The sequence below is a fragment of the Paenarthrobacter aurescens genome (assembly GCF_041549525.1).
GTDB classification, from domain to species: domain Bacteria; phylum Actinomycetota; class Actinomycetes; order Actinomycetales; family Micrococcaceae; genus Arthrobacter; species Arthrobacter aurescens.
In genome coordinates, this window is sequence record NZ_CP157456.1 from 827,253 (window position 1) to 844,936 (window position 17,684).

10 protein-coding genes and 1 tRNA gene are annotated in these 17,684 nt (G+C 62.4%); 3 read left to right on the forward strand and 8 right to left on the reverse strand.

Annotation, left to right across the window (positions count from 1 at the left end; all coding sequences use genetic code 11):
* Window positions 1–40 precede the first annotated feature (40 nt).
* The 5 genes from ABI796_RS04020 to ABI796_RS04040 all read right to left on the reverse strand — a co-directional run bounded on the left by ABI796_RS04020 (window position 41) and on the right by ABI796_RS04040 (window position 4,629).
* The gene (locus ABI796_RS04020) at window positions 41–1,198 is read right to left on the reverse strand and encodes a globin domain-containing protein (RefSeq protein ID WP_141285547.1); all 1,158 of its coding nucleotides are present in this window, start codon (window positions 1,196–1,198) and stop codon (window positions 41–43) included.
* Between the two features lie 134 nt (window positions 1,199–1,332).
* Entirely contained in the window at window positions 1,333–1,803 is a 471-nt protein-coding gene (locus ABI796_RS04025; RefSeq protein WP_141285549.1) for an Rrf2 family transcriptional regulator, read from the reverse strand.
* A gap of 22 nt (window positions 1,804–1,825) precedes the next feature.
* Window positions 1,826–2,281 carry a hypothetical protein gene (locus ABI796_RS04030; protein ID WP_141285551.1) on the reverse strand — a complete coding sequence of 152 codons (456 nt, stop codon included), beginning with the start codon at window positions 2,279–2,281 and terminating at the stop codon, window positions 1,826–1,828.
* Window positions 2,278–3,198 carry a hypothetical protein gene (locus ABI796_RS04035; protein ID WP_141285553.1) on the reverse strand — a complete coding sequence of 307 codons (921 nt, stop codon included), beginning with the start codon at window positions 3,196–3,198 and terminating at the stop codon, window positions 2,278–2,280. Before ABI796_RS04035 ends, ABI796_RS04030 begins: the two co-directional genes overlap by 4 nt.
* A 12-nt stretch (window positions 3,199–3,210) precedes the next feature.
* Window positions 3,211–4,629: a phosphomannomutase/phosphoglucomutase gene (locus ABI796_RS04040; RefSeq protein WP_141285555.1), complete on the reverse strand. Its 1,419-nt coding sequence runs from the start codon at window positions 4,627–4,629 to the stop codon at window positions 3,211–3,213.
* A gap of 125 nt (window positions 4,630–4,754) precedes the next feature.
* On the opposite strand from ABI796_RS04040, the gene ABI796_RS04045 reads away from it, so the two are divergent.
* Window positions 4,755–6,920: a RecQ family ATP-dependent DNA helicase gene (locus tag ABI796_RS04045; protein ID WP_141285557.1), complete on the forward strand. Its 2,166-nt coding sequence runs from the start codon at window positions 4,755–4,757 to the stop codon at window positions 6,918–6,920.
* Between the two features lie 150 nt (window positions 6,921–7,070).
* A complete protein-coding gene (locus ABI796_RS04050) occupies window positions 7,071–8,501 on the forward strand; it encodes an MFS transporter (protein ID WP_141285559.1) in 1,431 nt (476 codons plus the stop codon).
* A gap of 38 nt (window positions 8,502–8,539) precedes the next feature.
* Here ABI796_RS04050 and ABI796_RS04055 read toward each other — a convergent pair.
* Window positions 8,540–8,627: transfer RNA gene (locus ABI796_RS04055), tRNA-Ser, on the reverse strand.
* Window positions 8,628–8,775: 148 nt separating this feature from the next.
* Entirely contained in the window at window positions 8,776–11,046 is a 2,271-nt protein-coding gene (locus ABI796_RS04060) for a prolyl oligopeptidase family protein (RefSeq protein ID WP_141285561.1), read from the reverse strand.
* A gap of 59 nt (window positions 11,047–11,105) precedes the next feature.
* Between ABI796_RS04060 and ABI796_RS04065 the strand changes: the two genes are divergently transcribed.
* Window positions 11,106–13,043 carry an FAD/NAD(P)-binding protein gene (locus ABI796_RS04065; RefSeq protein ID WP_141285563.1) on the forward strand — a complete coding sequence of 646 codons (1,938 nt, stop codon included), beginning with the start codon at window positions 11,106–11,108 and terminating at the stop codon, window positions 13,041–13,043.
* A 107-nt stretch (window positions 13,044–13,150) separates the two neighbouring features.
* Here the strand turns inward: ABI796_RS04065 and ABI796_RS04070 are convergent, their stop codons facing one another.
* On the reverse strand, window positions 13,151–17,683 hold the full coding sequence (locus ABI796_RS04070) for an ExeM/NucH family extracellular endonuclease (protein ID WP_373092314.1): 4,533 nt from the start codon (window positions 17,681–17,683) through the stop codon (window positions 13,151–13,153).
* Between the last annotated feature and the right edge of the window lies 1 nt (window position 17,684).

The window sequence follows — 17,684 nt, forward strand, 5'->3', positions numbered from 1 at the left end:
CCGCCGTCGTTAGCTGCCTAGCTGGGCCGTCGTTACCTGCCTAGTTGGCGAGCCACACATCCGGGCCGAAGACTTCATAGTGGATCCGGGTGGCCGGAATTCCGGCGTCGATGGCTTCGTCCCTGATCTTCTTCATGAAGGGGAGCGGGCCGCAAAGATACAGCGAAGCATCGGCAGGAACGTCCACTTCGCGCAGCGACATGAAGCCTTGGCTGGCCGAGGCGTGCGGCGTTTCGAGCCAGAGCTTCAGGTGGGCGTCGATTGCGGCCGCGTCTGCCCTCATCTGGCCGCTAAGTGCCCAATTTTCCACCGTCTTCTCGGCATGGAGGACCATGACCTGCCGGTCCGTGCCTGACTCTGCAAGCGACCGGAGGATGGACGCCGTGGGGGTGCAGCCGATACCCGCCGATGCCAGGATGAGCGGGCCAGAACCGTCCTTAAGCGTGATTTCGCCATAGGGGTTGGAGATCTCAAGGATGTCGCCGGGTTCGACGCCCGTGTGCAGAGCGGTGGACACCTCGCCTCCGTGGTTGAGCTTGGTGGTGAAGACCCGACCTGTGCCGGCTTGATCTGACAGGGAATACTGGCGGACTTGGCGCAATCCATCCGGCAGCTGAACCTTCACGCTGATGTACTGGCCCGGCGTGGCTTCAGTAATGGGGGTGCTGTCCGCTGGTTCCAGGGTGAAAGTCATGGAGTCCTCGCCCGCCGGCTCCTTGGCGACGACCCGCCAGGGCATCCACATTTTTGTGTTGGCCTGGGATGCGTAAAGGTCCTTCTCCAGCTTGATCAGGGCATCGGCCATGAGCCAGTAGACCTCAGTCCACGCCTCGGCGATCTGAGGAGTAATGACATCGGCCAAGTCTGCGGCGATGGCTGCGAAGAGGTGCTCGTAGACAACTCCGTACTGATCCTCGGTGATTCCGAGGGAGGCGTGCTTGTGGGCGATGCGGGAAAGAACGTGCTCCGGGAGTGTGCCCGGGTTGTTCACCAGATGGGTTGCGAAGGCTGCGATGCTCCCTGCCAGTGCCTTCTGCTGCTCTCCGGAACGCTGGTTGGAACGGCTGAAGAGACCATCAAGCAGTTCCGGGTGCGCTGTGAAAAGACGGTTGTAGAAGTCTGTGGTGATGGCGCCGATTCGTGAGCCCACCAGTGGCAAGGTGGCTTCGATGACGGGGCGGGATTTTTCCGAGAGCATGGTTCTCCTGGGAGGGTAGGGGCCGGGCTTTGTGCCCGGACACTGATACAAGCATTTGTAATGCTTGTATTTGTACCTCAACTTCTACTCCTTGTAGAAGAGTTCCGCAAATTGCGTCAGTTATGCCCTGGAGGTCAGCGTTGTGCTGCGGCAGGCCGGAACTCCGGGCGCAGTCCTATGGACTGAAACACCGGGATCATCTGGCGTGCATGGGGGAGGGAAGAGATCACCACGGTATCGAGTTCTGTGTAGAACGCTTCCCTGGCGCGGTTCATCGCATGGCGCAGGCCGCACTCGGTGATGAGCGGGCAGTTCTTTGTGGGGGACTGGCACTCGGCTGGATCCTGCCGGCTGTCCAGATGCCTAAGGACTTCCCCCACCGTGGCCCGCCGTCCGGATTCATTGAGCCTGGATCCTCCGAGGCGTCCCCGCTCAACATCGATGTAACCCAACGCTCGCAGGCGGACCATTGCCTTGCTCACGTGGTTGTACGGTGTTCCCACTGCATCAGCCACTGCCTGTGTGGTCAGCAGCGTGCCTTCAGGGGCCGCAGCCAACACCATGATGGCGCGAAGGCTGACATCTGCGAAGGCGTTGATTTTCATGGGATCAGCTCACGGATAAGGTCTAGTCCACCCAAATGGATGGCTCGTGGGTGTCGGGCTCCATCGCGCTGAACTCGAAGCCGTCCGCTGTGGGACTGTACGGAATAATCGCCGCACGGACTTCGCCGTCCCTGTGTTCGGCTGCACCATGAATGCCGTCAGATCCATGATCCGGCAGGTAGACGTCACTCACAACAGCTACTGCCTTAAATTCGGCGCGGCCTTGCAGCAGGAGTTCCTGAATGTCTGCAAGCATCCCGCCGGCATCTATATCACCGTGCTCGTCAGGTTCCCCCGGAGTGACCAGAACAATCCGGAGCTCGTCGTCGTCGGAGAGCGTGACGGCAAACGGAAGGAACCCGCCGTTCTGCTGGAGATGCTCTTGAGCGGTCCCCAAGGCCGTGCCCAGAGTCTCGCGGAGCTCGCGGTCCTGGACCGACTCACCCTCGCCAGGTGTGGTGGCTGACTGCTCGCTCATACGGACCACACCTGAGCAGGAGTTGGTATTACTGCTGTCTCTCCGAAAGCCACGGTCTGAGACTGTTCGTCAATTTCATAGGGTTTCAAAAGGAGCATGGAAAGACCCTCGGTGTGTTCAATGTGGAGCCTGAGTGCGTCAAGGGCAACGCCCTCACCGCTACTGGGGGTGAGGCGGACATCGCTGATGATGCACGTCCCGCGCAACGACTCCAGCTTCTGACGGAAGCCCTCGGTCATCATCTGGACGGACTCCGCCGAATCTACCTCGTCATCCTCGTTGGCATCCTGGTACGCCATGTGGTGGCCGATTTCCCCGGAGAGATCGCTGGTCAGACCGTAGGGCGCCAACGAGCCGTTCCTCCCCAACTGATCCTGGGCAAAAGGAACAGCCGCGCCAACAAGTTTGAAAACATCCTGGATGGCCTGTTCTGAGAGGCCCTCATGCCACCATTCTTCAGCAGGATCCGGGGTATCCCCGTTCCATACATAGGACTCCTGGGCGTCTACCTTGGGCTCGCTCAAAACGGGGTGTTTCAAAAACTTCTTGCGGGTGAAGTCCACACGGATGATTTGGCTGATGCCACTACGGTGTTCAGCCCAGAGGTGGAGCGTGTCCTCTTTCATGCTCGCCTGCGGATCCAGCACAGCAACCATTGCGAGGAGGTTTCCGGCATGGCCTGAGAAGAAATCAATGGTCAGCTTCACGGACAGCATTGGATCCGGGGGCATGCTCCCCTGGATTTCGTGTGGAACTTCGCCGCGGTGGATGGTGCCGTCTGCATCGAGCATAAAGACGAACGGGGCAAAGCTCTTCTTAACCACCAACTGAGCGTCGGCCAGTTTCAGCGCCTCCGCCACAACGGCAGCCAGTTCGGATTCGGGCGAGGTACGTGCCTCGGACGGAATCTGCGTCATGCCGGCCAGCCCCTAGGCCCGGACCAGCGCCAGGACGCGATCCCGGATCTTTTCCATGGTGGCCTGGTCCTTGGCTTCTGCATTCAGGCGCAGGAAAGGCTCTGTGTTGGACGGGCGCAGGTTGAACCACCAGCTGCCGTCCTTGGCCGTGAACGTGCTGCCGTCCATGTGATCGATCTCGATGTCTTCGGTTTCGAAGTCCACGCGGACGCGCTCCACCGCACCCGCTTTGTCCTCGATCTCGGAGTTGATCTCACCGGAGGAGACGTACGGCTCGTATTGGCGGCCCAGCTCGGACAGCGGACCGTCCTGCTCGCCCAAGGCGGCGAGAACGTGCATTGCGGCAAGCATGCCGGTGTCAGCGTTCCAGAAATCCCGGAAGTAGAAATGCGCCGAGTGCTCTCCGCCGAACACAGCGCCTTCCTCGGCCATGACGGCCTTGATGAACGAGTGACCAACACGGGTCCGTACGGCACGGCCGCCATCCTTGGCAACGAGCTCGGGCACGGCCTTGGACGTGAGGAGATTATGGATGATCACGGGGGTCTCTTCGCCTGCGGCCTGGGCGCGGGCAATCTCACGCCTGGCCACCATACCGGTGATCGCCGACGGGGAAACGGGCTCGCCCTTTTCATCAATGACGAAGCAACGGTCCGCGTCGCCGTCGAATGCCAGGCCGATGTCGGCGCCGTGCTTGACCACGGCGGCCTGGAGATCGCGCAGGTTCTCCGGTTCCAGAGGGTTGGCGGGGTGGTTCGGGAACGAGCCGTCCAATTCGAAATACAGGGGAACAATTTCAAAGGGCAGCGCCGGAAGGAGTTTGTCGCCCAGCACTGCAGGGGTGGTGAGGCCGGCCATGCCGTTTCCTGCATCCACCACAATCTTCAGGGGGCGGGACCCGGAAAGGTCCACGAGCTTCCGCAGGTATTCGGAGTAGTCCTTCAGGACGTCACGCACACCGATTTCGCCCCTTGTGGGTGCTGCGGGAATCACGCCCGTGTTCAGGTACTGCTCAGCCAGGGCCTGGATCTCCTTCAAGCCGCTCTCGGAGGAGATGGGCTGGGCGCCGGCCTTGGACATCTTGATCCCGTTGTACGCGGCGGGGTTGTGACTGGCGGTGAACGTAGCGCCAGCGGCGTTCAGGGCACCGCATGCGTAGTAAAGCTCATCGGTGGAGATGAGGTCCAGCAACTGGACGTTGGCGCCACGTGTAGCTGCGCCGTTGGCAAAGGCCTGGCTGAACTCCGGAGAAGAGGGGCGCATATCGCCGCCAACCAGTACCGTTTCACCCTCCAGCCCCAGGACGTCGATGAAGGCAGCGCCAACGGCCTCGACGATTTCAGCCGTGATGGTTTCACCCACGATGCCCCGGACGTCGTACGCCTTGAAGGAAGCCGAGAGGTCGAATGTCTTGTTCTGCTCGCTAGTCACGCGCTCAATCCTACTGTGGCAACGGAGTTGGGGTTGAACCTGAATGCAGGACCTGTGGATTGTGGTTGTCCACATAGCGGGGCCGCAGGGTTCTGGCTGTCAGAGTCGGCTGGAATACTGGGTTGATGGCCAACAACTCCCCAAACGCTGCCGTTTCCGTGCAATCACCTACCCATCAGCAGGCGCTGGCGTGCCTCCGTGAGCTGGTGGGCCACCCCGAAGCACAGTTCCATGACGGACAGTTTGAAGCCATCGAGGCCCTGGTGGATGCGGGCCGCCGGACCCTGGTGGTGCAGCGAACCGGTTGGGGTAAGTCTGCGGTTTACTTTGTGGCGTCATTGCTGCTGCGTCGGCGGGGCGCCGGACCAACCCTTATCGTCTCGCCTTTGCTTGCCCTCATGCGTGACCAGGTGGCCGCTGCTGCCAGGGCCGGGGTACGGGCCGTCGCCATCAACTCCGCAAACGCCCTCGAATGGGACACGGTTCTGGCACAGCTGGCCGCGGACGAGGTAGACGTCCTCCTGGTCTCTCCGGAACGGCTTACCAACCCTTCGTTCAGGGAGAACCAGCTCCCGGAGCTCATTCGTCGCACGGGGCTCCTGGTGATCGACGAAGCCCACTGTATTTCGGACTGGGGACACGATTTCCGCCCCGACTACCGTCGCATTGCAGATCTCATTGCTCAATTGCCGGACTCCGTCCCCGTCCTGGCCACCACTGCTACGGCCAATTCCAGGGTGGTTCACGACATCGAGGAACAGCTGGGCGCCGGAGTGCTGACCATCCGTGGTGCGCTGGGCCGGGAATCGTTGCGGCTGGGTGTCCTGACGCTGCCGGACTCCCGGGATCGCCTCGGATGGCTGCTGACGCACCTGGCTGACATGCCGGGCAGCGGCATCATCTATACGCTCACGGTCTCGGCGGCAGAGGACACGGCACGGCTCCTCGCGGAGGCCGGACACAACGTCCTTTCCTACACAGGCAGGACTGACCCCGCTGATCGGGAGCGCGCTGAACAACTCCTCAAAGAGAACCAGGTGAAAGCTCTGGTGGCCACTTCCGCACTGGGTATGGGCTTTGACAAACCGGACCTTGGTTTTGTGATCCACTTGGGTGCTCCGTCGTCGCCGGTTGCCTACTACCAGCAAGTTGGCCGTGCGGGTCGTGGGGCAGCCAACGCAGATGTGTTACTGCTGCCGGGCTCAGAAGACCGTGAAATCTGGCAGTACTTCGCCACAGCGTCCATGCCCTCGGCCGAGAAAGCCGACGCCGTGCTGAGCGTACTGGGGGAAGCCGGGTCAGCTCTTTCCACCGTGGCTCTTGAAGCACGCGTGGACCTTCGCCGCACACCGTTGGAACTGCTCCTGAAGGTCCTGGCAGTTGATGGAGCCGTGGAACGCGTCGGGGGCGGCTGGAAATCTACGGGCACGGCGTGGAATTACGATGCTGAGCGGTATGCACGCATTGCCGAGGCCCGCGTGGATGAGCAGGATTCCATGGTGATTTACCAAGACACAGCCGGCTGCCGCATGGAGTTCATCACTTCCGTCCTCGATGACGAAACGGCTGCTGCTTGCGGACGCTGCGACAACTGCGCAGGGCGATGGTTCCCCGTGGACGTGTCCGCGTCCGCTGCAGATGCCGCGGGCCAAACTCTCCGACGCGCCGGCATAGCTGTTGAGCCGCGCCTGCAGTGGCCCAGCGGCATGGACCGGCTGGGCGTAGCCGTCAAGGGAAAAATCAAGCCGGACGAGAGCCTTTCAGAGGGACGCATCCTTGCCAGACTCACCGATCTGGGTTGGGGCGGTGCCCTCAGGGAATTGTTCGCCGCTGGCGCTCCGGACCGCGCCGTGGATCCTGCCATGCTGCAGGCCTGCGTCCAAGTATTGCGCGAATGGTCAGGGGCCGAAGGCGGAACGCCGTGGAGCGGAGTCGGACGTCCGGCAGCGGTCGTCAGCATTCCGTCCCGGAGCAAGCCTCACTTGGTGGAGTCCTTAGCGCAGGGGATAGCCGGGATAGGGCGGATGCCATATCTGGGCCAGTTGCAGCCACAGCACGGAGGACCAACCGGAGCGCGTGGAGGCAACAGCGCTTACAGGTTGGCCGGCGTCTGGGACCGGCTCATTGTTGGTCCCGAGCTCGCTCAGGCCTTGGCAGGTACGGGAGGGCAACCCGTGTTGCTGGTGGATGACATCATTGACAGCCGCTGGACCATGACCGTGTCCGCCCGGGCCTTGCGCCATGCCGGAGTAGGAGCAGTCCTGCCATTGGCCTTGGCCCAAGCGGGATAGCTTCCCGGCCCGGCCAGCTTCTCGCACGGAAGGACTCACAAGCTGTCGGACTACGTCATGTTGTGATCGCTCCCACTCTGCCTCTATAGGATCGAGCAAACACCCCTGCTTGCCCGTTCGCGGGCCACCCGCCGACCTTGGACCGGAGCCATGAGCACACAACCCAGCGCCGACGTCGAAACTTCCGACCCAACCAGTTGGCGGCCGCGGCTGGCCCTGTTGGTGGCCGCGACGTTCTTCATGGAGTTCCTGGACGGCACCATCCTCACCACGGCCATCCCCAGCATCGCTTCGGACTTCAGCGTGGCTCCGGCGGACATCAACATCACCATGACCGCCTACTTGGTGACTGTGGCCATGGGAATTCCGTTGAGCAGTTGGCTTGCCGAGAGATTCGGTGCCCGCAGGATCTTCTGTCTGGCAATATCGGTGTTCACCATCGCATCGTTGCTCTGCGCCATCAGCACGGACCTGACCATGCTGACTCTGAGCCGAGTGGCCCAAGGGATGGGTGGAGCCATGATGGTTCCGGTAGGCACATTGGTGGTTTTGAGGGGCACCCCCAAATCGGAGCTCCTCCGTGCCACCGCCTATCTTGTGTGGCCTGGCTTGCTGGCACCGGTCCTGGCTCCGATGGTTGGGGGCGCCCTCACCACCTTCCTGTCATGGCACTGGATCTTCATCATCAACGTCCCGCTGGGCCTTGCCGCCTTCATTGCCGCACTGAGGTTGGTGCCGCGAACAACTTTTGACGCCAAGCGTCGTCTGGACTGGTTTGGGCTCCTTCTGACCACGGTGGGCGTGGGTGCCCTGGTGGTTGGCTTGGAAACCTTGGGTGGCCACGCGTCCAACGTCCTCGCGGTGCTGGTGGTTGTTGGCGGCCTACTGTCTTTGGCCGGTGCCGTGTGGTGGATGAAGAAGGCTCGCGTTCCGCTGTTCAATCTGAGCGTCTTTGGCACCAGAACGTTCAGGGCAACCTCCACAGGCGGTTTCATCTACCGGCTGACCATCAGTTCGGTTCCTTTCCTGCTGCCCTTGATGTTCCAGGACGGATTTGGCTGGGATCCCCTGAAAGCCGGGGTAATGGTTGCGGCCGTGTTCGTGGGAAACATCGGCATCAAGCCAGCCACTACGCCCCTCATCAGGCGCTTTGGATTCAAACCGGTGCTCGTCTTTGCATCGTTCGCCTCCGCGGTGACCTTTGCTTTGTGCGCCTTCCTGGATGCCCAAACACCCGAGCCGCTGATCTTTGCCCTGCTGCTGTTCAGCGGCGCATTCCGGTCCATAGGGTTCTCCGCTTACGCCTCGGTGCAGTATGCGGACATCGTCCCGTTGCAGTTGCCCTCAGCCAACGCCATTTCAGCAACCCTCGTTCAATTGGCAGCGGCGGCAGGCATCGCGGTGGGGGCCCTGTTCCTGCGTCTGTTCGAAACCACGCAGGTATTCGGGGCTGATGAGGGGTCCGCCTACAGGGGAGCGTTTATTGCCATGGCCGTCCTGATGCTGATCAGCACTGCGGATAGCCTGAGCCTCCACCGCAACGCCGGCGCCGAAGTGAGTGGCGGGGCCAAACGCAATTAAACGCAAAAGGTCCCGGTTCGAAAACCGGGACCTGTTCGCGGAGACGGGGGGATTTGAACCCCCGGTGGAGTTGTGCCCCACACTTCATTAGCAGTGAAGCCCATTCGGCCGCTCTGGCACGTCTCCCTTTGCTATTGCTAGCCCACCAAGGATACGCAGAACGTGCCGTCCAGCGCAAAACAGCTTTTGCCAAGCTGCCCATTTCGTGGGTTCCCTGCCAGCGGTGCCGTGCGCACGGCACTCCCGGCAGGGAACCATCGAAGCGGGCGGGGTGTCAGTGTCCCCCAGCCAGGGAACGCCACAGGAAGTGGTTGCTCCGGGCCTGAAGGGCCGCGGCCTGCCTGTTATCCGAGGCACCCGCATGCCCACCTTCCAAGGCCTCATGGAACCAAACGTTGGGGATTCCCATGGCCTGCATGCGCGCGGCCATCTTGCGTGCTTGGACTGGCCCCACACGGTCATCGGAGGTGGCAGTCCATATGAAAGTCTCCGGGTATTCCACGCCGTCGTGCAGCAAGTGGTAAGGCGAGAAAGTGCGGATGAACTCCCATTGAGCAGGGACGTCGGGGTCGCCGTATTCGGCAATCCAGGAGTAACCGGCGGAGAGCTTGGTGTATCTGCGCATGTCCAGGAGCGGCACCCCGCAGGACACGGCACCGAACAATTCCGGGTACTGGGTGAGCATGTTGCCTACCAGGAGGCCTCCGTTGGAACCGCCTACGCAACCCAGGCGACGCCTGCTGGTGACACCTCGCGAAATGAGGTCCTTCGCCACGGCGGCAAAGTCTTCATAAGCGCGGTGTCGGTTTTCCTGGAGTGCCGCGCGGTGCCATGAGGGCCCGTATTCGCCGCCTCCACGGATGTTGGCAACCACGTAGACGCCGCCCCGTGAGTGGGTGGCCGTACCGTCGTCGGACTCTGTGCCGGAGGTGCGGCGCTCAAGCCAGGCACGGCCGATGGTTCCGCTGTAGGCGGGCGTTCGGGAAATCTCAAAGCCGCCATAACCGGAGAGTTGCGTGGGGTTTTGGCCGTCCAGCACCAGGTCCTTTGACGCCACTTGGAAGTAGGGGACTTTGGTGCCGTCGGCGGACACGGCGAAGTGTTGCTGGACTTCGTAGCCGGATTCGTTGAAGAACGACGGCGACCGCTTCACTTCGGCGTGCTGGCTCACCACACCGGGACGGCCAGCGTCCGCGTCGGCATCGGCGTCGGCATCAGCGCCGGCGTCCGGGGAAGAAGCGAGGAGTGTCCCGCGGGTCAAGGTGGAGGGTGTTGTGAAGCCTGTGGCCACCAGCCAGAAGTCGTTTCCTTCAGCCCCGGCGTCCTCGTCGTCCACAGCGTAGGCATTGACGTCGTGGAGGGGTGGGCAGGCGTCCAGCACGGTGGATGCCCAGCCGCCGGTTGAATCGGTATGGGCGGGGTTGAGTACGCGGATCTCGGAGGAGACATCGCGCAGGAGGTTCAACAGGAGGTAGTCCTTGGTCCAGCTCCAGGACTGCAACGAGGTGTGGTCATCCGGTGTGAACAGGACCAGCAAGGAACGGGAACCGGCCAGGTAACCCTCGAAGTCGGCGGCCAACAAGGAACCGGCGGGGTAGAGGGCGCCGTCAACCTCCCAGTCCTTTTGAGGACGGAAGAGCAGCCAGTCCCGGTGGGCGCTGATGTTCACGTCCGTGGGAACGTCAATTGCCACCCAGGCGTCCTCGCGCAGCAGGAAGGTACTGCGGTTGTAGAAGTCGATGTAGTCCACGGCGAAGGTCCGCTGGTAGCCCGGGGTGGAGTCGTGAGCCACCATGGCCAGCATGTGGTCCTCGGGGATTTCGAAGAGTTGCTCCGCCTGGGCCAGGGTTTGGCCGCGGCGAAGCTTCACGCCGGTGCGGGCGTACGAAGACGTGGTGGCGGGCAGTCCGTCCGCGGTGCTTGAGACGAGCAGAGTGTCGGCATCGAGCCAGCTCACGTTGCCCTTGGCTGTGGGAAGGTCGAAGCCGCCCTCAACGAAGGTGCGGGATTCGACGTCGAACTCGCGGTGGCGGTCAGCGTCGCCGCCGTCGGGGGAGAGGGAGACCATGGCCAGACGGTACCCGGCGCCTTCGGCGGGGCGCAGGAAACCGGCGCCATGAAAGACCCATTCGATGCCTTCGGCCGCAGCCAGGGCGTCGATATCCAGCAGCACATCCCATTCGGGTTCATCGGTGAGGTAGCTCTCCCACGTGGTGCGGCGCCAAAGCCCTTTGGGGTGTTCCTGGTCTTTCCAGAAGTTGTAGTAGAAATCTCCGCGTTTGGAGACCATGGCAATGCGGTCGGTGGAGTCGAGGACCTCCAAAATTCCGGCCTCAACGGCCGCATATTCGGAGTCGTCCAGCAATTCCTCGGTGCGGGCATTCTGCTCGCGAACCCACGCCAGCTGCTCTTCGCCGTGGATGTCCTCAAGCCAAACGTTTTCATCCGTGGGCTCAGGCGCCACGTCCGCTGCATGCCGCGGGCCGCGGGGCTGCGCGCTCTCATTCTCGGGAAGTGGCGACTGATCAGCTTCTGTGGTGGTCATCGCCCCATCCAAGCAACACTCTTCAACGGTAAGCAAGTCATAGGACGTTAGGCTTGAGCGTGGCTAAATCGCAAACCAACCGTGTTGCCCTGATCGGGGCCGGCCCCCGGGGCACCAGTGTCCTTGAGCGGTTGCTCGCGAATTGGGCCGCGGACACCCCGCCTGGGGCCACTCTTGACGTCCATGTTGTGGACCCGTACCCGGCAGGTTCGGGGCACGTGTGGCAGCCGGAGCAGTCACGCCTGTACCTGATGAATACGCAGTCCTTCTATCCCACTCTTATTCCCGAGGATCCTGAACTCGCGCCTCCACTGACCGGCACCTCGTTCGATCAGTGGAGGGAGGCACGCCGTGGTGATGGCGAAGGGTTGAACGATGCCGATAAGGCGGAGTTGGCTACGCTTGAATCGCACGACTTCCCCAGCCGCGCGCTGTACGGACGCTACCTTCGCCAAACTTTGGCGGCTTTGCTGGAGCGCCTGCCCGACGGCGTCGAGGTCACCTTTCATCAGACGCTGGCAGTTGCGGCGAGGCCCGTCCAGGAGGGGTTCGACGTCGAACTCGCCGACGGCGGCACGCTCACGGTCGGTTCCGTGGTCCTCGCACTGGGCCACATCGAGTCCCGGCTGAATCCTGAGCAGCGGTCCTTCAAGAACGCGGCCGCGGAGCAGGGGCTGCTCTACTTTCCGCCGGCTCCGCCGGCCGACGTCGATTGGCTGGCCGTTCCGGACAATGAACCCGTGCTGGTCCGTGGCATGGGTTTGAACTTTTTCGATGTCATGGGGCAGTTGACGGAGGGCCGCGGAGGCAAGTTCGTTGAGGCCGGTTCACCGGGCGCTGGCCTTCTCGAGTACCGGGCATCGGGCCGGGAACCCAAAATCATTGCTGCTTCCCGGCGCGGAACCCCGTATCGCGCGAAGGCCGGATTGGCGGGCTACTATCCGAGCAGCATCACCATGCGTTACCTCACAGAAGATGCAGTGGACCGGTTCCGGGCGGCCGGTATCCAGCCCGGGTTCGATCATGACCTGTGGCCGTTGCTTCACCGCGATGCACTGTGGGCCTACTATTCCACTTTGGCCCGGTCCCAGCCCGCCGCCATCAAGGACCCCGCGCAGTTCCTCGCCGATCTTGAAGACGCGCTCCAGCCTCATGCGCACACCACGGCAAATTGGGAAATCGAGGTGGGAAACGTCGTTGAAAAATACGTTGTGGCTTCCCGCCGTTTGAATCTGCGAGGGCTCGCAGCGCCGTTGGCGGGCCGGACGTTTGCTTCCCGGAGCGAGCTGGATGCTGCCATCACCGCTTACCTTGATGACGATGCCCGCCGATCGGCCTTGGGCGAGGCTGACCCTGTCAAGATGGCCATTGGTGCGCTCCACACCGGGCGGGCCATCCTCAAATCTGTGGTGGCGGACGGCGGAATCACCGATGAGTCCTGGTTGGCGGGGTTGCGGGGCTGGTTCGAGTCCTTCGTTGAGGGGTTGGCCAGCGGCGCACCTGCCCTGCGTTCGGAGCAGCTGGCCGCTTTGGCGCGTGCCGGCGTCGTAAGTTTTGTTGGTCCGGACCCCAAGTTCAGCGTGGATCGGGGAGCGAAGGTCTTCCGGGCGGTTTCGCCGTGGGTTCACGACTCCCCGGTTGAAGCGCGGACCCTTGTTGAGGCGATGTCGCCGGCCAACAGGGTGGGCATCAACCTCTCACCGTTGCTGGAGCAGCTCATGAAGGATGGTCTGGTGCGCACCAAGATCATGATGAGTGTTGAGGGAACTCCCGTGCAGACCACCGGGCTGGATGTGGAACCGCACCCTTACCGGCCCTTGGCAGTCAACGGATCCATCACGGAGAACCTGTATGTTCTGGGCCTCCAACTCTCAGCGTCACAGTGGGGGACGGCCATTGCTGCCGAAGCCAGACCCCGCACCGGACCGGCTTATGCGAGCGGACAACGGACACTGCGCGATGCCGACGAGATTGCCCGGAGCATACTGGGCTGCTAACGACTCTGCTTGCCACGGACTGCATGGCAACCAGCAGGGCCCCTCACGAAGAAGATCGTGAGGGGCCCTGCTGTTGTTACTGGCCTATGAGCCATCAGGGGTGCGGGTTAGCCCCTCAAGCACCTCTGATACTCAAGCCAGGCGAAGGCGTACCGGAGCCATCCCACTACGTCGTACCACTTGGACGGCTTGGTGGGCGCGGTGCATTGCGGTGGGTTCGGACCGCTTTCAGCCACGTTTACCAATGCCTTCACCACGGTTCCGCTTTCGACGGCGGTGAGCACCAGGGTTCCGGTTCCGGCAGCTGCCGCTGCGGGCACCTTGAGGTCCACAGTTGCGGCGCCCGCAGTTACCGGGACTGGGCCGAGTGCGACTGCTGCGCCCTTGGAGTCAATGAACACGGCGTTCAGCGTCGTGTTGGCCGGGCTGCCGATGGAGGTGAGGTTGAGCTTGGAGACCGCCAAAGCAATGGGGTCTCCTGCTTTTACTTCAGCGGCCGTGGTGTTGGCCACGGCAACGGAGCGGCGTGCGAAGTCCGGTGATACTGGATTGTGCTCGCGCAGGTACTTGATCCAAGCGTCGCGGTCCACCAGGCCTGTGTCCTTGGTGTTGCTGCCTTCCTTGAAGATCCGGAAGTTGTCACCTCCGGTGGCGAGGAAGCTGAAGGTTCCAATCCTGTACTGCTTGGCAGGATCAATCACGGCTCCGTTCACCCAGATGCCGGTGATGCGGTCCCCGGCGGGGCGATTGGCGTCGTAGGTGTAGTTGACGTTTTTGGACACGCCCAGCTGCTGGTAGGGGCGGCTGGGGATGGTGCCGTCAGCGTTGGTCTGCCACTGCTGCTCCAGGAGCGTCTTGAACTGTGCCCCGGTAAGGGAGGTGGTCCAAAGGTTGTTCACGAACGGCAGGACCGCATTCGCTTCCGCGTAGGTGATAGTCCCGTCCGGTGCGTAGTACAGCTCGTTACGCAGCCCGCCGGGGTTCACGACGCCGATCTCCGCCGCACCCAGTTCCGGCGCCTTAAGCGTGTCCACCAGGGAGTCCGCCACTAGGTTTCCGAGCGTGGATTCGTTGGCGCGGTCGTCCCGCTTGGGGGCGCCGCCCGCCGGATCCGGGGTGAAGGCTGTGGTGATATCAGCAGTCACGGCTCCTACGGGCTGGTTGCCGATGACGGCAGCTTCTGCGAGGGCCTTGTCCACAATGCTCTTCACCGTGGCCACCCTCGGGTACGCAGCAACGAGGCTTTCAGCGGTATCGGTGGTTCGGTCCACCACTGCTGCCTTGTAAGCCGTGACTGTGTTGCTTGCGGTGTCTACCGTAAGGGTCACGCTGCCCACGTTCTCGCCGTAATTTCCGGTCTGAACAATGGGGCGGGTCTTGCCGGTGGGCTGGCCGTTGGCGTCCAATACCGGGGCGTCCCAGGCATATTCCTTGTGGGTGTGACCGGTGAAGATCGCGGCCACGTCAGGAGTGGTTTCGTTGACGAGCTTGGCAAACGGTCCGCCGGCTGCCACTTCCTGCTCCAACGTGGCGCCCTCAGGCGTTCCGGACGCAGCGCCGTCGTGATTTTCCACGATGATGAGGTCCGCCCGGTTTTCGGCCTTGATCTTCGCCGCTACCCGGTTGATGGCATCCACGGGATCGCCGAACTCCAGGTCCGCAATGCCGGCCGGTGTCACCAGGGAAGGAACTTCCTGTGTGACAGTGCCGATCACTGCAACCCTGGTTCCGTTCATGTCCAGGACTTTGTACTCCGGAAGGACAGGAGTGGTGGTGCCTTTCTGGTAAACGTTGGCGCCCAGGTAGGCGAACTTCGCGTTGGTACCTCCAGCGATCACGCGATCCCGCAGATCAGCCCAACCGCCGTCGAACTCGTGGTTGCCTACCGCCGAAGCCTGCAGGTCAAGGGCATTGAGGACATCGATGGTGGGCTGGTCCTTCGCCACCGAGGAAGCGAAGAGCGAAGCGCCGATGTTGTCGCCCGCAGAAATGAAGGCTGTGGCGCCGGGCGCAGCGGCTGCGCGGAGCTTCTCAAGTGTTCCCGCGAAGAGGACCGTGTTGGAATCGATCCGGCCATGGAAGTCATTGATGCCCAGGAATTGCAGATCAACGGTGGCCGGCTCGTCGGCAGTCAGGTTCAGGCCCACCACCACGGGGTCGTGGTCGCTGGCCCGGAACTCGTCACCGGCATAGTAGTTGGTCACATTGTTGTTATACCTGCTGTACTCCAGTGCCACCGACTCCACGGAGTTGATGTTCCAGATGTCCGTTCCTGTGACCACCTTTTGGGCGGCAGGGGAAGCCAGGATGTGGTCCAGGGAACCAACCATGCCACCGAACAGGTACGAATGCTTGCCTGTGCCTGCCTCCAGGTCGGTGTAGCCGGCCCCGGTGAGGACGTTGATGGGGTCTTCCTTGGCGTAGGCGTTGAAGTCACCGATCAGGAAGACCTTGTCCGTGCCTTTGGATTGCTGAAGCTCATTGGAAAAGGCGAGCAGGGATTCAGCCTGCTTGGTGCGGGCGATATTCGAGGCACCCTGGCCCTTGTCCGTGTCATCCGGCGTCGCAGCCGAGCCCTTGGACTTGAAGTGGTTCACGATCGCGATGAACTTTTTATCATCAGGAGCACCAACCGGTTTGAAGACCTGCGCCAGGGGCTTGCGTGCACTGGCGAACGCCACGGTGTCGTTGTGGATGATGGACTCACCCACGGGCTCGGCCACGGCCTTCTTGAAGATGAATGCGGTGCGGATCATGTCCTCGTCGCTCAGCGGAGGAGCGTTGGCGGGTGTCCGTACGTAGTCCCAGACCCCGGGGGTCTTGACGTTGAGGGCGTCCACCAGCTTGGACAAGGCGTCGTCACGGTTCTTGCCGAACTGGGCCGAGTTCTCAATCTCTTCCAGGGATACGACGTCGGCGCCGGACTTAGTGATGGCGGCGACGATCTTGGTCTGCTGGCGCTCGAAGTTCTCCGCGTTGGCAGCACCACGGGCGTTGCAGCCTTCTTTGACAGTGATGGGGTTGCCGTCGCGGTCGGTGTAGAAGACGCAGCCGGTCAGCTGGTCACCTGTGGTGGGGAAGTAGTTCAACACATTGAAAGAAGCCAGCTTGAGGTTGCCTCCAACATCTGCAGGACCCTCGGGCCTGGTGGCCGTGAAGCTGGCAGGCTGGACGGAGTCTGCGTTGGCCGCTGTCAGGGCAGCCAGCGGCTGGAACTTCCAGGAGTTGTTGCCGTAGCCCAAAATGACGTCGGTCCGGAACTGCGCCGGCGAGCCCACGCGGACGGGGTCCGATGTGGTCAGGTACGGCAGCTGCTGGGCCTTGGTGGTGGCGTCCTTGAGGAAGTTGGTGGACGCGCCGTCGTCGAGCTTGATGCCTCGCAGGGCATTGTCCGCCACAACTGCGGCGTACTCGGGCGAACCATAGGAGGCCACCGCGGTCGGCTGAACCAGAGGGGTTGTGCCGGCCGCAAGGCCGATCTCGCCGTACTGGTTCAGGGAGTAGTTGTCCGTGACCGTGTAGTCACCCTGAGGTGCCAGGAGCATGCCTTCCAGGCTCTCGCGGGCAGCTTCATTGGCGGGCAGCGTGAACGGTGTGGACTTAACCTCCGGTGCCGCCTCGGTGAGCTTCTTCAACCCTGCCGCTTCAACGGTGAGCTGGGTCTGGCTGGCGAATTCGCTGACAACACCGGTGAGTTGTACGTAGTCGCCCGGCTGGACCGTCGCCGCCGTCGTGGGTGAATAGACGAACAAAGCGTCCGACGCCGTCCTTGCCGCCCCCGCTCCTTCACCGCCGGTTCCGGGGGTCTGAATGTAGTAGCCGTTGAAACCGCCTGTTGCGTAGACGGCCGTGACTTTGCCGCTGGTGGTCACGGTACTGCCCACGAAGGGACTGGCCGGGCCGGTTCCCTGAATCTCTGCAATGGCCTTGACTCCAGGCTCCGGTTGGGGGTCAACCGGAGGAGTCCCGCCCCCGTTGGAGGCAGTGGGAGTGATGGTGGCACTGAGGCTGAAGTCGGCGGCGTTGGAGTCGGTGTCCACACCGTTGGTCCGGTTGAGGCTCTTGACGTCGGAGTTGCCCGTTGGTGCGGTGGCAACGGCAGCCTCAAAGGTGTTGGAGGTGCCGTAGCCCAGGAGGTCAGCGATCACGGCGTTACCCGTTACCGAGCCCACCGGAAGAGGAGAGACCGCGGTTGCCTGCTTGGCCAGGACCAAAGTTCCGGCTGTCCCGGCAGGGTTAAGCGTGCCGGTTGCCTGAACATCCGCGGCGGGTATCTCCGGTGCGGTTGACGTGCCGCTGTTGGTGGCGCCCTTGACCAAGAAGTGTCCCTTTGCCGGAATGCTGCCCGTCAGGGGAGTGATTCCCGTGGGCGCCGCAGAGGCGGTGGCAGACCGATACTGCAGCGACCAGCCCGCCAGGCTGACCGGGGCGTCCGAGGAGTTGTAAAGCTCCACAAACTTATTTTTGAAGGCCGCTCCGCTGCTTCCGCCGCTGAGATACGCCTCGTTGATCACCACCGGGGAGGTGCCTGCCGTAGCCGGATCATCCGCAGCTACGGCCGGTACGGCTGTCAGCGGGGCGGAAAGCAACCCGACTGACAGGACCGTTCCCGCCAAGGATTTCCAATGCATAAATTTCATC

What these genes read in the sequence shown, in the direction of transcription:
- ABI796_RS04050 (WP_141285559.1), top strand. Translation starts at nt 7,071, where the DNA reads ATGAGCACACAACCCAGCGCCGACGTCGAAACTTCCGACCCAACCAGT.
- ABI796_RS04070 (WP_373092314.1), bottom strand. Translation starts at nt 17,683, where the DNA reads ATGAAATTTATGCATTGGAAATCCTTGGCGGGAACGGTCCTGTCAGTC.
- ABI796_RS04060 (WP_141285561.1), bottom strand. Translation starts at nt 11,046, where the DNA reads ATGACCACCACAGAAGCTGATCAGTCGCCACTTCCCGAGAATGAGAGC.
- ABI796_RS04020 (WP_141285547.1), bottom strand. Translation starts at nt 1,198, where the DNA reads ATGCTCTCGGAAAAATCCCGCCCCGTCATCGAAGCCACCTTGCCACTG.
- ABI796_RS04045 (WP_141285557.1), top strand. Translation starts at nt 4,755, where the DNA reads ATGGCCAACAACTCCCCAAACGCTGCCGTTTCCGTGCAATCACCTACC.
- ABI796_RS04030 (WP_141285551.1), bottom strand. Translation starts at nt 2,281, where the DNA reads ATGAGCGAGCAGTCAGCCACCACACCTGGCGAGGGTGAGTCGGTCCAG.
- ABI796_RS04025 (WP_141285549.1), bottom strand. Translation starts at nt 1,803, where the DNA reads ATGAAAATCAACGCCTTCGCAGATGTCAGCCTTCGCGCCATCATGGTG.
- ABI796_RS04035 (WP_141285553.1), bottom strand. Translation starts at nt 3,198, where the DNA reads ATGACGCAGATTCCGTCCGAGGCACGTACCTCGCCCGAATCCGAACTG.